The 13,597-nt window shown below is 68.9% G+C and carries 12 protein-coding genes and 2 pseudogenes; 10 read left to right on the top strand and 4 right to left on the bottom strand.

What is annotated here, in order from left to right:
- Positions 1-78 precede the first annotated feature (78 nt).
- Positions 79-1,329, bottom strand: a complete 1,251-nt coding sequence (locus ACGFZ2_RS19300) for a hypothetical protein (protein ID WP_393455235.1) — start codon at positions 1,327-1,329, stop codon at positions 79-81.
- Positions 1,330-1,466: 137 nt separating this feature from the next.
- Here ACGFZ2_RS19300 and ACGFZ2_RS19295 point away from each other — a divergent pair.
- Positions 1,467-1,665, top strand: a pseudogene (locus ACGFZ2_RS19295) (glyoxalase/bleomycin resistance/dioxygenase family protein); the annotation flags it as partial.
- 42 nt (positions 1,666-1,707) lie between these two features.
- Here ACGFZ2_RS19295 and ACGFZ2_RS19290 read toward each other — a convergent pair.
- Entirely contained in the window at positions 1,708-2,367 is a 660-nt protein-coding gene (locus tag ACGFZ2_RS19290; RefSeq protein ID WP_393455232.1) for a GntR family transcriptional regulator, read from the bottom strand.
- Between the two features lie 197 nt (positions 2,368-2,564).
- Here ACGFZ2_RS19290 and ACGFZ2_RS19285 point away from each other — a divergent pair.
- From ACGFZ2_RS19285 to ACGFZ2_RS19265, 5 genes and pseudogenes are all read left to right on the top strand, one after another.
- Positions 2,565-2,840, top strand: a pseudogene (locus tag ACGFZ2_RS19285) (NAD(P)/FAD-dependent oxidoreductase); the annotation flags it as partial.
- A gap of 17 nt (positions 2,841-2,857) precedes the next feature.
- Positions 2,858-3,064: a thioredoxin family protein gene (locus tag ACGFZ2_RS19280; protein WP_393455229.1), complete on the top strand. Its 207-nt coding sequence runs from the start codon at positions 2,858-2,860 to the stop codon at positions 3,062-3,064.
- A 111-nt stretch (positions 3,065-3,175) separates the two neighbouring features.
- Positions 3,176-4,384, top strand: a complete 1,209-nt coding sequence (locus ACGFZ2_RS19275; RefSeq protein WP_393455226.1) for an MFS transporter — start codon at positions 3,176-3,178, stop codon at positions 4,382-4,384.
- 80 nt (positions 4,385-4,464) lie between these two features.
- Positions 4,465-5,220, top strand: coding sequence for a DsbA family protein (locus ACGFZ2_RS19270; protein ID WP_393455223.1), 756 nt, complete (start codon positions 4,465-4,467; stop codon positions 5,218-5,220).
- 6 nt (positions 5,221-5,226) lie between these two features.
- Positions 5,227-6,093, top strand: coding sequence for a cytochrome c biogenesis CcdA family protein (locus ACGFZ2_RS19265; RefSeq protein WP_393455220.1), 867 nt, complete (start codon positions 5,227-5,229; stop codon positions 6,091-6,093).
- A 141-nt stretch (positions 6,094-6,234) separates the two neighbouring features.
- Here the strand turns inward: ACGFZ2_RS19265 and ACGFZ2_RS19260 are convergent, their stop codons facing one another.
- The gene (locus tag ACGFZ2_RS19260) at positions 6,235-6,501 is read right to left on the bottom strand and encodes an FAD-dependent oxidoreductase (RefSeq protein WP_393455617.1); all 267 of its coding nucleotides are present in this window, start codon (positions 6,499-6,501) and stop codon (positions 6,235-6,237) included.
- Between the two features lie 69 nt (positions 6,502-6,570).
- Between ACGFZ2_RS19260 and ACGFZ2_RS19255 the strand changes: the two genes are divergently transcribed.
- Positions 6,571-6,726: a hypothetical protein gene (locus tag ACGFZ2_RS19255; protein ID WP_393455217.1), complete on the top strand. Its 156-nt coding sequence runs from the start codon at positions 6,571-6,573 to the stop codon at positions 6,724-6,726.
- 123 nt (positions 6,727-6,849) lie between these two features.
- Here ACGFZ2_RS19255 and ACGFZ2_RS19250 read toward each other — a convergent pair whose 3' ends face one another.
- Positions 6,850-7,311, bottom strand: coding sequence for a hypothetical protein (locus ACGFZ2_RS19250; protein ID WP_393455214.1), 462 nt, complete (start codon positions 7,309-7,311; stop codon positions 6,850-6,852).
- 309 nt (positions 7,312-7,620) lie between these two features.
- Here ACGFZ2_RS19250 and ACGFZ2_RS19245 point away from each other — a divergent pair, with 309 nt between their 5' ends.
- The 3 genes from ACGFZ2_RS19245 (at position 7,621) to ACGFZ2_RS19235 (ending at position 13,395) form a co-directional block, all read left to right on the top strand.
- Positions 7,621-8,277, top strand: coding sequence for a hypothetical protein (locus ACGFZ2_RS19245; RefSeq protein ID WP_393268720.1), 657 nt, complete (start codon positions 7,621-7,623; stop codon positions 8,275-8,277).
- Positions 8,278-8,280: 3 nt separating this feature from the next.
- A complete protein-coding gene (locus tag ACGFZ2_RS19240; RefSeq protein WP_393455211.1) occupies positions 8,281-9,126 on the top strand; it encodes a cobalt transporter in 846 nt (281 codons plus the stop codon).
- A gap of 69 nt (positions 9,127-9,195) precedes the next feature.
- Positions 9,196-13,395 (top strand): LamG-like jellyroll fold domain-containing protein, encoded by a 4,200-nt coding sequence (locus ACGFZ2_RS19235; RefSeq protein ID WP_393455208.1) that lies wholly within the window; start codon positions 9,196-9,198, stop codon positions 13,393-13,395.
- Positions 13,396-13,597: the final 202 nt, after the last annotated feature.

Raw genomic sequence — 13,597 nt, 5'->3', positions numbered from 1 at the left:
CGACTTCGCCGCCAGTGAGTAGCGCATCGCGTGGTAGGCGCAGGTGTCCAGCAGGTTCTGCGACCGGCACGCGGCGGTCTACGGCAGACGCGTGAGGTACGCGAGCAGCGCCTCACGGCTGTCCGGCAGCCCGTACTCGTCAACGAGCTCGGCGACGTTGCCGAAGTCCTGCCCGTCGATCAGCCAGGGAACGGGTGACCGGCTCAGCACCTCGGCGAGTCGTCGTTGTCGTGGCGTCAACGCCGCAGGGGGCGTCGCCGCCGGCAGCGGCCCATCCGGGAACGCGAGGCGCAACGCCTCTCCCAGCACGGTCAGCGACTGGTCGCCGCTGACGGTGGGCAGCCGGCGGAGCAGCGCGTCGAAGGCGCGGTCCGTGTGCTGGGGGCCGAGCTGCCGCAGGGCGAGTCCGGCGTACCCGCCCAGGTCTCCATTGAGGAACGGCACCCACCCCGCGTCCGCCGGCGGGTTCACCGTGTCATCGGGCGGGGCGGCTGCCCAGGCCAACAGCTCGTCAACGGTCGCCTCGTCGGCCTTCGCACCCAGTACCCGGGCCCGCCCGATCGCGGCGGCCCAGCGGACCAGCGGGTGCGGGTCGGCCAGAAACCGGATGTCCGGCGCGGCGCCGAGCAACCCGGTGGCCACCAGCATGGTGGCCACCGCATCGGGCTCCGGTACGACCTCCGTCCCGTCGGGCTCCAGTCTGGCCGCGGTCGCGTGGGTCAGCGTGGGCAGGCTACCGGTGGCCTCCTCCGGAAACCAGGCGAGGGCGTGCGCCGCCCCGATTCGCACCCCCGGATCAGGGTGGCCCAGCAGGCTACGGAACAGCGGCACCCCGGCCCGTACCGCGTCGTACACCGCCAGTTCGATGTACGACCACAGCCGGTTCTGCTCCGTTGCGGTCAGGGACTGGACGTACGCGTACTCGACGTACTCCTTCTTCGCCTCGTCCTCGCCGGTCCAGGGGGGTGGCTTGGCGGCGAGCAGTTCTCGCCCGCCTTCGGCGGCCCGGCGCTGGTCGGTCACCGGGAAACCGTCCGGCAGGAAGTTCTCGTCGTAGCCGACCGCCAGGGAGGTCAGCAGGGCGAGTATCGCCGCCGGGTCCGGAGTGGCGGGGTCGGCGAGCAGTTCCAGCAGGAACGGCACTGCGTAGGCGCTCGCCTGGAACCGGCTGCCCTGGTGGAAGATGTTGGTGTAGAGGGTACCGAGGGCCTCGTCTCGTTCAGCCGGATCGGGCGATCGCAGGGCGCGGATCTGGCCGGGCAGGTCGTCGGCCGCCCCGTAGGCGTGGCCGAGCCGCCGCCACTCGATGTCGTCAAGGCCTTCGAGCATGCCCTATGTTCCCCGTCGCCCATACCGGCGTGCGGGTGGGGGTGTCGCCTCGGACGCCGGGGCAGGTGGGGACGTTCACGGGCGTCGGCCAGGGCGGGCGAACCGGGTATGGCGATGAGAGGCCATCCATTCATCACCACCTGGACGTCGAGGTGTTCGGCACCGACGAGGTCAACGCCGCCACCACGCGCCTCACAGACGCCGGTCTGATCACTTTGGAGGAGAACAACACCGAGTGCTGGTCACACCCTCCAGGACAAGGTCTGGGTACGCGGCGCTGGCAACGAGCCCGGGGAGGTCCACACCGTCAAGGCCGACTCCCCGCAGTTGGAGAAGACCGCCGGTGTCGGGGATCGAACGGGAGGTGAGCACACACAGTCACGGTGGCGGGCATACGGGGTCGAGTGGTTTGCCGTAGTTGTCGCTGAGGTGGGAGCGGAGCGCGTCGCCGAAACCGGTGATGTCACCGGTGCGCAGGGATGCGAGCAGGTGTTGGTGTTCGGCGATGATGGCCTCGCACCGCGCGAGCAGGCGTTCTCCGTGGCTGAACAGGAGGAACCGTTGTCGATCGGCGAGGCGGTCGTTGAGTTCCAGCATGACCTCGTTGCGGCTGGACTCCACGAACGATCGGTGGAACGCGATCGTCAGTTCGATGAAGCGGTCCAGATCGCGTTCCCGGAACGCGCGTTCCTGTTCGACGACCGCCTGCTCGAGACGGTCCGCGAGCATCTCACGCGCTTGGCTTGAGGCGCGTCGAACGGAGGTGACCTCGAGGATGAGACGGGTGTCGGCCAGGTCTTTGATCGCGCGGTCGCTGAGCCCTTGGACCAGGGCGCCGCGCTTGGGGTAGATCGTGATCCACCCTTCGTCCTGCAGCCGGGCCAGGGCGGTGCGGACGGGGGTGCGGCTCACGCCGATCTGTGCGGCCAGCGCCGCCTCCCCGAGCATGGTGCCGCTGGGAAACACGCCGCCGAGAATGTCATCGCGAATCCTGCGGTACGCCTGGTCGGTGGCTGACTCGCCAGCAGCGGACGTCACTCGCGGCCCCTCCCCTCGGAACATCTTGTTTCCGTTTCAGTGCAACTGGCATTCAACCGGCCCAGCATACCGGGCCGCCGCCCGACTGGCGGGAACGAGCCTCGGTATCTAGGATACAAGTTGCGTCCTGTAGGAATCCAACGCTGGTGACAGGCGTTGTTCGGGAAGCACCCATCGGACGGGCGCGAGAGGAAGGAGTGCCCGTGAGGCAGCTCATCATCATCGGTTCAGGGCCGGCCGGCTACACCGCTGCGGTCTACGCAGCCCGCGCGAACCTTCACCCGCTGGTCGTCGCCTCCTCGGTCGAGGCGGGCGGTGAGCTGATGAACACCACCGAGGTCGAAAACTTCCCCGGGTTCCCCGAGGGGGTCATGGGCCCGGAGCTGATGGCGCGGATGCAGGCCCAGGCGCAACGGTTCGGCGCGCAGGTGATCTTGGACGATGTCACGGCGGTGTCGCTGGCCGGCGAGGTCAAGACGGTCGAGCGATCGTGGAGCAGATCGCCGATGAGCACGTCGACAAGCTGCGCGTGTTCAAGCTGAACGTCGACGAGAACCCTGCGACCGCCGCGAAGTACGGCATCACCTCGATCCCCGTGTTGAAGGTGTTCTCCGCCGGGATGGTCACCAAGGAGATGGTGGGAGCGGCACCGAAGCGGGTCATCGAATCGCAACTGCTGGGCGACGTTCTCGCCTGACACGTCACGCAGACAAGGAATCACGTGCTAGAACCCCAATGCTCGGTCCGCGCCGACAGCGCCTCCCTCACCCCGGCGGGTCCGACCGTCGACGCCGTCCAACGACGCACGATGACAGTGCTCGTCATCGCGCAGATCATCGGCACCGTCGGCGTCGGCGTCGCACCCTCGATCGGCGTGCTGCTGGCAGGAGAGGTCACCGACAACGAAGCCTGGGCAGGACTGGCCCGCACCGCCAGCACACTCGGTGCGGCGCTCCTGGGCCTGCCACTGGGGAACCTCGCCGCGCGCCGCGGACGTCGCGTCGCACTCAGCGGCGGATGGTGGATGGCCGCCGCCGGCGCAGCACTGCTGGTCGCCGCCGCACAGTGGAGCATGGTCGTCCCGCTCTTCATCGGCCTCCTCCTGATCGGGGCCGGCTCCGCGGTGAGCCTCCAATCACGATTCGCTGCGACAGACCTCGCCGAACCCCGACACAAAGCCCGCTCACTCGCCCTGGTCGTCTGGGTGGGAACACTCGGCTCCGTCCTCGGCCCGAACCTCGGCATGCCCGGCGAACTCGTCGGTGCCGCCACCGGGCTCACCATCTTCGCCAGCGCGTTCCTCATCGCCGCGGTCTGCCTCGCCCTCGCCGGCGTCGTCGTGTTCGCGTGGCTGCGCCCCGACCCTCTCCTCCTGCTCGAACAGTCTGCGCAGACGCCACGAAGCACTCCCGCGGGCAAGCGCCCCGGCCGCATCCGCCAGGTACTCATCGAGCTGCGCACGAACCGGCGGGCCCGAGTGGCGATGATCGCGATTCTCACCGCCCAGGTGGTGATGGTCTCGATCATGACCATGACCCCGGTTCACGTCGCCCACCAAGGCGGATCGATCAGCATCATCGGGATCACGATCAGCCTGCACATCGCCGGAATGTATGCCCTCTCCCCGCTCGTGGGCCTGATCGCCGACCGGCGCGGTCACCGGTTCGCGATCAGCACCGGCATCGTCATCTTCCTCGCCTCGCTCGTGATCGGTGCCGTGAAACCCGACGACACCGCGTGGATCATCGTGTCGCTGATCCTGCTCGGCATCGGCTGGTCGTTCGTCAACGTCGCCGGATCCGCACTGTTCAGCACCGCCGTCGCCACCCAGACACGAGCCGCATCCCAAGGAGGTGTGGACGCGCTCTCGAACCTCTGCGGCGCAACCGCAGCGTTCGCCGCCGGCCCCCTGCTCGTCCTCACCAGCTTCTCGGCGCTGTCCATCCTCGCGATGATCACGCTCATCCCACTCACCGTCCTCATGGTCACCCGCGCACTCACCCCGCAGGCATCGTGAGCCCGGCGATCGCGCGCTGTCGCCAGTCATGAGGTACCGCTGCCAGGCCCCCCTTTGGATTCATCTTGTATCCTAGCGGGGTGACCTCTTCGACAAAGGCCTCACTGCAAGTGATGGAGGCGAAGTATCGCCGTTCACGACGGCTGAACGTCGTGCTGGGCGTGATCGCCGCGTTCCTCGGGGTAGTGGTGGCAGCTCAGTCGCTGCCCGGGCAGAGCCCGACCAGCGCATCGACACCTTCGACGTCGGCGTCATCGGAACGGTCCGAGGAAGCGACAGACGACCCAGTTTTTGTACGCCGGGACGCCGACGATCCGATGGCGATCGGCGACATCGACGCACCCGTCGTGCTCACCCAGTGGACTGACCTGCGATGCCCGTACTGCGCGGTGTTCAGCAGGGACACCCTGCCCACGCTGATCAAGGAGTACGTCGACACGGGCAAGGTGCGCATCGAGTTCCACGACGTGGCGTTCTTCGGCGAGCAGTCCGAGGACGCGGCGGTCGCTGCGGGCGCCGCGGCGAAGCAAGGCAAGTTCATGGAGTTCGTCACCGCCGTGTACGACGCCGCACCGGAGCGCGGGCACCCGGATCTGCCCAGGGAGAAGCTGATCGCGTTCGCCAAGAAGGCGGGTGTGCCCGACATCGACCGGTACGCCGCCGACCTCGACGACCCGAAGCTTCGCGCGGCCGGGCAGGAGAGCACCCGTTCGGCGCAACAGCTTGGCGTCAACAGCGTGCCATTCTTCGTCGCCGGGACCACCGCGCTGTCGGGTGCGCAGCCACTCGGCGCGTTCCGCGAGTTCCTTGACACGGCGCTGGCGCAGGCGGAGTAGATCTCCATGGAGCTCGGCCTTCTGGGCGCCTTCCTCGGCGGCGTGCTCACGCTGCTGAGCCCGTGCTCGGCGATGTTGCTACCGGCGTTCTTCTCCTATGCGTTCAGCAGCCCCGCCGCGCTTGTCGCCCGCACCGGTGTGTTCTATCTCGGGCTGATCACCACCCTGGTCCCGCTCGGGGTGCTCGCCGGGACCCTCGGAGCGCTCGTGAACCAGCACCGCTTCGTCCTGGTCACCGTCGCCGCGATCGTCGTGATCGTCCTCGGAGTGATCATGCTGCTGAATATCCCGATGCCGTTTGTGCCCGGTCGGAAGGCCGCCGAGGGCACGTCGGTCGCCGCCGTGTACGCGCTCGGAACCGTCTACGGCCTGGCCGGGGTCTGCGCCGGGCCGCTGCTGGGCGCTGTGCTGACCTTCGCCGCCGTCGCCGGCAACGCGCTGTCCGGCGGAATCGTCCTGCTGGTCTTCGCCGCGGGCATGGCGCTGCCCCTGTTTGTTCTCGCCCTGCTGTGGGGGCGGCTGCCGTTCGTGAAACGGCTCGTCCGCCCGCGCGCCGTCACCATCGGCCGGTGGTGGAACACCTGGACCGGCATCATCGGCGGCGCGCTCACGGTCGCCGTCGGAATTCTGCTGCTGGCCACCGGCGGCACCACTCTCCTCGGCGGCGTCCTCGGCGCCGCCGACCAGGCCCGCATCGAGGGCGCCGTTCTGCAAGGCGCCAACAGGGTCCCCGACCTCCTCGTCGTCGCCATCGTCATCGCCGCCGCCCTGGCCGCATGGAGCCTCATGCAGGTGCGGCGCAGACGCGCCAGTACCCGCGACGCCGCCACCACCGTGTCCAGTGCTCGAAAGCACGAGGTGCACGAGGCATGACTGGCCCTGCGATCCCAGCAACGAGGTGCTGCACGTGTCCGAGAGCGCTGGCGCCTCCCGAGGGCGCTTGAATTCGGGGGCGATCTCGTCGGCGCGGGTGTCAACGCTGAGGGTCACCTGCTCAACGCCAAGCGTCGGCCCTCAGCGTCGTTCTCCGCGCACTGTTCGTGCGATCGTCTTGGCGGCGCTCAAACCGGCGCGGACCGCTCCTTCGATGTGCCCGGCGTAAGCCGTCGCGGTCTCCGTCGAGGCCCAGTGGACCCGATCGTGCACCGGCTGCTGGAACACCGCCGCCCCGAACGTGTCCGTCGACGTCCGGTACGCGGGGTGTCGTGGGACCGTGAACCGCTCGCGGCTCCAGTCGACGACGTGGATCTCACGCACATGGTCTGCCTGCCGCCCGAGCATGCGCGTGAGCTGGTCGCGGAACGCCCGCTCGACAGCAGACCCGTCGGTGCAACCAGCAAGGAGCTGCTCGTGCGCGACGAGGACGTTCAGGTGCTGCACGGATTCGCCACGACCGCCAACGCGCAGGCCTACCTGTCGACGGAGCTGTTCACCAAGGATGTCGTCGAAGCGCTCTCACCGCTGCTGAAGGCCGAGCCTGAGGTCCGCATCTACGAGACCGCCTGAAAAGGCCACCATGGGAACTCCGGACATGAACTTCACCGGACGCAAGCTGATCGTCGTCGGCGGCAGCAGCGGCATGGGGTACGCCACCGCCGCTCGTGTCGCCGCGCCGGGTGTTCCTGGTGGTCAGTACAGCGGGCGGAAATCCGGGCCGCTGGCGGTTGTGACCAGTTCCCAGCCAAAGGCTTCCAATGTGATGTCTGTCCGGGCACCGAAGGCCTTGAACAGTTTGGCGACCGGGCCGTCCGGAAGACTGTCGCCGACGGTGGCGAACACCGTGGCCGGGGATGCCCCGAGCTGCTGTGCCACGATCCACGGCAATGCCAAACCCACCATGAGGTCCCGGCCATCATCGGGCTCCAAACACCCGGCGAGCCCTGTGGCCAGCAATGAACGGTGTAGTAGGTCGGAAGAGTTTCGCCGCAGTGCCAGTGTGGCGAGGCGGACGCCGTATCGCCCGAGGGCGAGTGCAGCAGAGGGATCAAGGGAACTGACGAACCCTTGATCCATGCGTCGCGGCGTGCGCGCGAGGATCGCCTCCGCCAGTCGGTCCTGCTTCCCCGGGATTCTTTCCAGGTTGGGCTTCACCCCGGGCCAGGATGGCAGAACCCGATCAGTCCGACCACCCCGACGTGACGTGGGGCCCGCTCTACAACGTCAAAGGCCCGCCGCGTGGTGGTGCATACCGGCTACCCACGATGACAAGGGCTCATAGTTTCGTGGTCCGGCAATCTCTCCGTAAGGGTTCGCTCAGTTTCCGTGACCTCGTTGGTCATGTGCGGCCACAACAGTCACTGCGTTTCCGGTCGGTCTCCGAGCGAGTGAGAGTCTGTTGTGTCTGCCCTGTGCCGTGCCCTGCGCCACGCCTGGCGTTGCTTCTGCGGCGTACTCGTACTGGTGCTGATGGGGGTGCTGGTTCCGGATTCGGCCTCGGCGCATCCGTTCGGTGCCCCACAGCAGATCGTGGTCGCAGGCGAGGGCGATCACGGTGTGCGGGTCCGCTGGCTTGTTGGCGGTACCGATGACCTGACCCTGCTCGGCATCGCCCTCGGCGTGCTCCCCGAGGACCGGGTGATGCTGGACGGCGCGGTGATCTACGAGGCCTCCGACGCTGAGGCATTGGCTGGGGCTCCCGAGTTCGCCGGGTACCTGACCGAGCGGATCACCGTGACCCAGGACGGGCGGCCCTGCGAGGGCGAGGCCAGCGTGAGTGGCGACCCGGCCTCGGGCGGCGCCGATGTGCTGTTCACCTGCCCCGAACCGGTGAGCACGGTGACCGTGACGTCGCGGATGCTCACCGACCTGCACGAGGCCTACCGGACCCTCGCCAGGGGCCCTGATGGGCAGAAAGCGGTGTACGACGCCACGCACGAGTCGGCGGACTGGGCCATCAGCGCCGGCACGGGCACCGGTTCCCGCCCCGCGTCCGCCCGGACCGTCGCCGCGGTGTCTTCGGGCGGGAGTGCCCTGCAACTGTCGGTCGTCGGGGGCGTCCTGCTGGCCGCCGGAGCGGCCGGGACTTTCTGGTACCGCCGGCGCGGACGAAAGGCCTGAACCATGAACACCACCACCAGCGTCGGCGCCGCAGCGGCACCCCTCGGCTCCGGCCCCGTGGCCCTTCTCGAGGTCGACTTCTTCGGAGCCGCTGACCTCGGCGATCGGCTGATCGAGACGGTGCAGTCGCCGGGTTTCGTGCCGATGGCACTGGTGATCGCCTTCGTGGCTGGGGCTGCGCACGGGCTCGCTCCCGGCCACGGCAAGAGTCTCGCGGCGGCGTACCTGATCGGCTCCCGGGGCCGGGTCCGCGACGCTGCCTGGCTGGGCTTCTCGGTGGCCGTGATGCACTCGGTCTCGGTGCTGGCCATCGCGGTCGCCTGGACCTTCTTCTCCCTCTCCGACCTGGTCAGCCTTGAGCGACTGACCACCGGACTGCAGTTGGCGGCTGGCCTGACCGTCGTCGCCGTCGGGCTCTGGCTGCTGCGACGCCACCTGCGTGGACGCGGCCACAGGCACGGTCACGCGCACGACCACGGACATGGCCACGCGCACGACCACGGACATGGCCACACCAGCACGTCCCGCCCGGGTCTCCTCCTCCTCGGCGTGTCCGGCGGCCTGACGCCCTCGCCGGCGGCCTTCCTCGTACTGGTGACCGGCATCTTCGCCGGGCGGGCCGGGTTCGCTCTCGTCCTCGTGGTCTGTTTCGGCCTCGGGCTCGCCGCGGTGCTCTTCACCGTCGGCCTCATGGCTCTCACCGGCCGCTCCCTCGTGACGCGTGCCGCCAAGTCCCACGTCCTCCTGCAGTTGGCCACCCGGGTGGCCCCGGTGCTGGCCGCCTGCGGGATCACCCTCATCGGCGTCGGCATCTCCGCCGCCGCCGTAGCCGGCCTACCCGGCACCTGACCTGCTCCCTCGGCCTCCCGGCCAGCTGCCCACCCAACACCAACAGATGACCCCCGAAAAGGAGATGTCGTGACCACACGACTCCATCCGTACGCCCGGAGGTGGCGCCGTCTGACCGCGGCCGCCCTCGGGCTCGCGGTGGCCGGCGGTGCGCTGATGTCGCCCGCCCAGGCCGCTCCGGCCCTGCTCGGCACCAGCAAGGCTGCCACGGTACCGGCGGCCGACGTGCTCGACGTCGCCTTCACCGGCGGCGCCACCACCGACCGCGCCCAGGGCCGCGCCCCCACCACCTGGGGCGCTCCGAGCTACGCCACCGACGCGGCGTTCGGCCACGACCTGCTCAAGGTGGACGGTGTCGACGACGCGGTCTCCTTCGACTTCACCGACCAGTGGAGCAAGTTCTCCACCGGCTTCACCATCGAGTGCGTCTTCCGGGTCGACACCACCATGCCGGTGAGCCCCGAGAGGGACCTCTGCTCCGACAAGGAGGCCGGCGGCTTCTCGATCTACGTCAACGGCAGCAACCTCGGCACGATGGCCCACATCGGCGGCGGCTACAAGTCGCTGCTGGCCCCGATCAGCGGTAACCGCTGGTTCCACGCCGTCTCGGTCTGGGACGGCCGGACCCTGAGCCTCTACCTGAACGGGCAGCTGGCCGGCTCGACCGCGGCCACCGGTGCGCTCACCCCGCCGGCGTCCACCGCGCGCCGATTCGTGATCGGCGCCGACGCCGCCCCGACCGGAGTCGGCCAGTTTGCCCCGCCCGCCTCGTTCGCCGCGAGCAAGGTCTGGAGCACGGGACTGACCAGCGCTCAGGTTGCCGAGCTGGCGTCGGCCTACAACACCAAGCCGCCCGTCCCGGTGGCCGACGTCCTCGACGTCGACTTCGACGACGGCACCCCGAAGGACGACGCGCAGAACCTCGCCGTCACCATCCACGGCAACCCGGTGATCGCGCAGGACACCGCGGTGAAGGCGCGGGTCGCCTCCTTCGACGGCTCCGACGACGCCTACTCCTACGCCTTCGGCGACCAGTGGAGCAAGATCAGCACCAAGGTCTCCATCGAGTGCACCCTGAAGTCCAACGGCACCCTGCCCAACAGCGGTGAGCACTCCGTCTGCTCCGAGAAGGAGGGCGGCGGCTACTCGATCGTGATCTACGGCGACAAGCTGACCTTCACCGCGCACGTCGGTGGCGGCTACAAGTCGGCGCAGACCCAGATCGCCTCCGGCCGTTGGTACCACGCGGTCGGCACCTGGGACGGGCAGACGATCCGGCTGTACGTCGACGGCGTCCTCGCGGCCGAGGCACCGGCCGCCGGCGCGCTCGGGCTGCCCGGTGGCGCCGCCCGCAACGCCTTCTACATCGGCGCCGACGCGGTCAACCAGTTCTGGGCCCCGGCCTCGGTGCTCAACACCCGGATCTACTCCAAGGTGCTGACCCTCGACGAGGTCAAGGCGCTCAACATCGCCGCCTTCGGCGACGTCCGTGACGCGGGTGTTGCCGTCACCTCGACCGTCCCGGCCGAGGGTGCCCACCTCCGCAGCCCGACCGAGTTCAAGATCACCGTCGCCAACCAGGGCAACGCCACCGGCTGGCGGTACCTGCTCGACGGCGCGCCGGTGCAGGTCGGCCAGGAGATCGGCGCCGGCCTGAAGTCCGGCAGCCACACCCTGCAGATCTCGGCGACGGACGTCTTCGGCAAGCCGATCAGCAAGACCGTGAGCTTTACCTCCGACGCCATTCCGACCAGCGGCGGCACCGACGTCGGTCAGGGCAGCGGCCGGGTGACCCTCTCCGCGATCGCCCACAACCCCGACGGCGGCGAGGTCACCACCACCTTCAAGCAGGCCACCCCGAGCGTCCCGACCGGGGGCATCCAGGGTGTCGTCCCGGTGATGCCTTCGACGCTGGACTTCTCCTACAGCGAGGGCAGCCAGATCGGCACCGCACCGCGCCCCGACGGCAAGGCCATCGACAGCCCCTCCACGGGCGACATCCCCTTCCAGCGGTACGACGTCCAGGTGCCGGCGTCGGCCGAGCGCCGCCAGATCCTGTGGAACGGTGTGGTCGACCCCGAGCGCGCGGTCTCGCTGCACGCCTGGAACAGCACCACCCAGGCGTGGACCGAGCTCGCCACCGCCCGTGGCCAGGCCGAGGGTGAGACCGGGCTGAAGGCCGTCGTCCGGCCGGAACTGGTCGACAACGGCGTGATCCACGTCCTGGTCACCGGCCAGGACCCGTTCGCCGACGACCTGGCGCCGCGCGACGCCACCGCCGGCGCCCCGGTCAACCGGGACCACTTCGGGGACCCGTCGACCTACGACTTCTCGCTGGCCCACTTCACCGACACGCAGTACCTCGCCGAGGGCGCTGTCGGTGGCACGTACGACGACTTCGACGGCATCGACGAGCCCAGCGACAAGATGACCATGGAGGAGCAGGCGCTCTGGGCGAAGTCCTACCGGGACACCACCCAGTGGCTGGCCGACAACGCCGCCAAGCGGAAGATCGCCTACACCGCGCACACCGGTGACATCACGGAGAACGACTACTACGACCCGCTGGCCACCGATGCCAACGGCAACCTGCTCCGCCCCGGTCTGGACGAGCAGGTGACCAAGGAGTTCCAGTTCACTGCCGAGGCGCAGCGCACCCTGGACGCGGCTGGACTGGTCAACCAGGTCGTCGCGGGCAACCACGACAACCAGGGCGGTGCCGAGACCGGCCCGGACTCGCGGTTCAACCGGTACTACGGCCCGGAGCGCTACTACGAGGGGTCCAAGCTGTGGCCGGCCGAGTACAGGGCGTCGTACCACGCCTGGGACGAGACCACCGACGCCTCTGGCGCCGTGGTCACCCGCGGCAAGGACAACCAGAACAACTACGTCCTCTTCTCCGCGGGCGGTCTGGACTTCGTCGCGGTGGGCCTCTCCTACGGTGTCACCCAGGCCGAGGCCGACTGGGCCAGCTCGATCTTCCGGCGCTACCACGACCGTAACGGCATCCTGCTGACGCACGCCTACATCGCCCCGTCGGGTAAGCCGGACGGCCGAGGCGCCAACTTCTCCACCGACGGGTCGCGGGCGTTCTCGAGCATCGTCGCGGCCAACCCGAACGTGTTCCTGGTCCTCGCCGGCCACGAGCACGGCGTCGGCACCAACCTCAAGACCGGGGTCGGCGTCACGGTCGAGCACAACGTGGTCGAGCTGCTCGCGGACTACCAGTTCTACAAGATGACCGCCGGCGAGCTGTGGCCGGAGAAGGTCGACGCCAACGGCAACCTCGACCTCGACGGCGACGGCACCGTCGACCACAGGAAGGACGACCTGCTGCAGTTCGGCGCCAGCTTCCTGCGGCTGCTGCAGATCGACGTCGACCGGGCCCAGATGAGCATCGACACCTACTCGCCGATGCTCGACAACTTCGGTGCCACCGAGTACGACGACCGCAAGCGCTACAACGGCGCGGAGGACAATATGGTGCTGCCGATCGACCTGTCGTCACGGAAGACCAGCTTCAGCACCGACGGTCTCGTTCTGGTCACGCCGACCGACACGGTGATCGGTCAGGACACGGTCAAGTCAGGCTGGCCGGCCACGGTGGAGTGGAGCGGCCTGACCGAGCGCGAGCTCTACGCCTGGACCACCACCAGCCGCACCGGCGACGGTGACCAGGTGGGCTCGGTCGACCAGTTCGGCGGCATCTTCATCGCCACCGCCGCCGGCACGGACGCCACCGCGCCAGTGCTGACCGTCCCGGCCTCGACCTCGGTCAAGCAGGGCCAGGCCTTCGATCCGCTGGCCGGGGTCACCGCGGTGGACAACACCGACGGCGACGTGACCGACCGGATCCAGGTGATCGGCACCGTCGACACCGCCACCCCGGGTAGCTACCCGCTGACCTACCTGGTTTCCGACACCAACGGCAACCAGGCGGTCGCCAACCGGGTCGTCACCGTCACCCCGGCCCCGATCGTGGAACTCACCCCGACCTCGGTCCGGGCCAACGACGTGCAGGTCAACTGGAAGCAGACCTTGAAACTGACCGCAGCCGTCACGCCGACCACGGCGACCGGCCCGGTGCAGTTCATGATCGGTGAGGACGTGCTCTGCGAGGCCCCGGTCAAGAAGGGCACCGCCTCCTGCACGGTCAAAATGCTGCCCGGCCCCGGCACCCACAAGGTGCGGGCGGTCTACGGCGGCGACAAGACCCACGCGGCGTCGTACGACGAATTCACCCTGACGGTGGTCGATCCCAAGCGCTGATCGAGGGGTTCAACGGGGAACACCCCGGAGCGGGGCCGGTCCCATCGGGCCGGCCCCGCTTCACGTCGTACGCCCGGTACTCCGACTTCTGGCGGGCTCACCCCTCCAGCATGGCGGCAAGTCTCGGTGGTTCGCGGCTCGGCGTCGTGAACGGCGACCCATGCTGCCCAGTGGCTGCTCGGGCGTCGGGGAACTGGTCCAA

The organism is Micromonospora sp. NPDC048063 (assembly GCF_043202855.1).
GTDB lineage: Bacteria > Actinomycetota > Actinomycetes > Mycobacteriales > Micromonosporaceae > Micromonospora.
The sequence above is the reverse complement of the archived record's forward strand: the minus strand, read 5'-3'. Positions and strand labels throughout refer to the sequence as shown.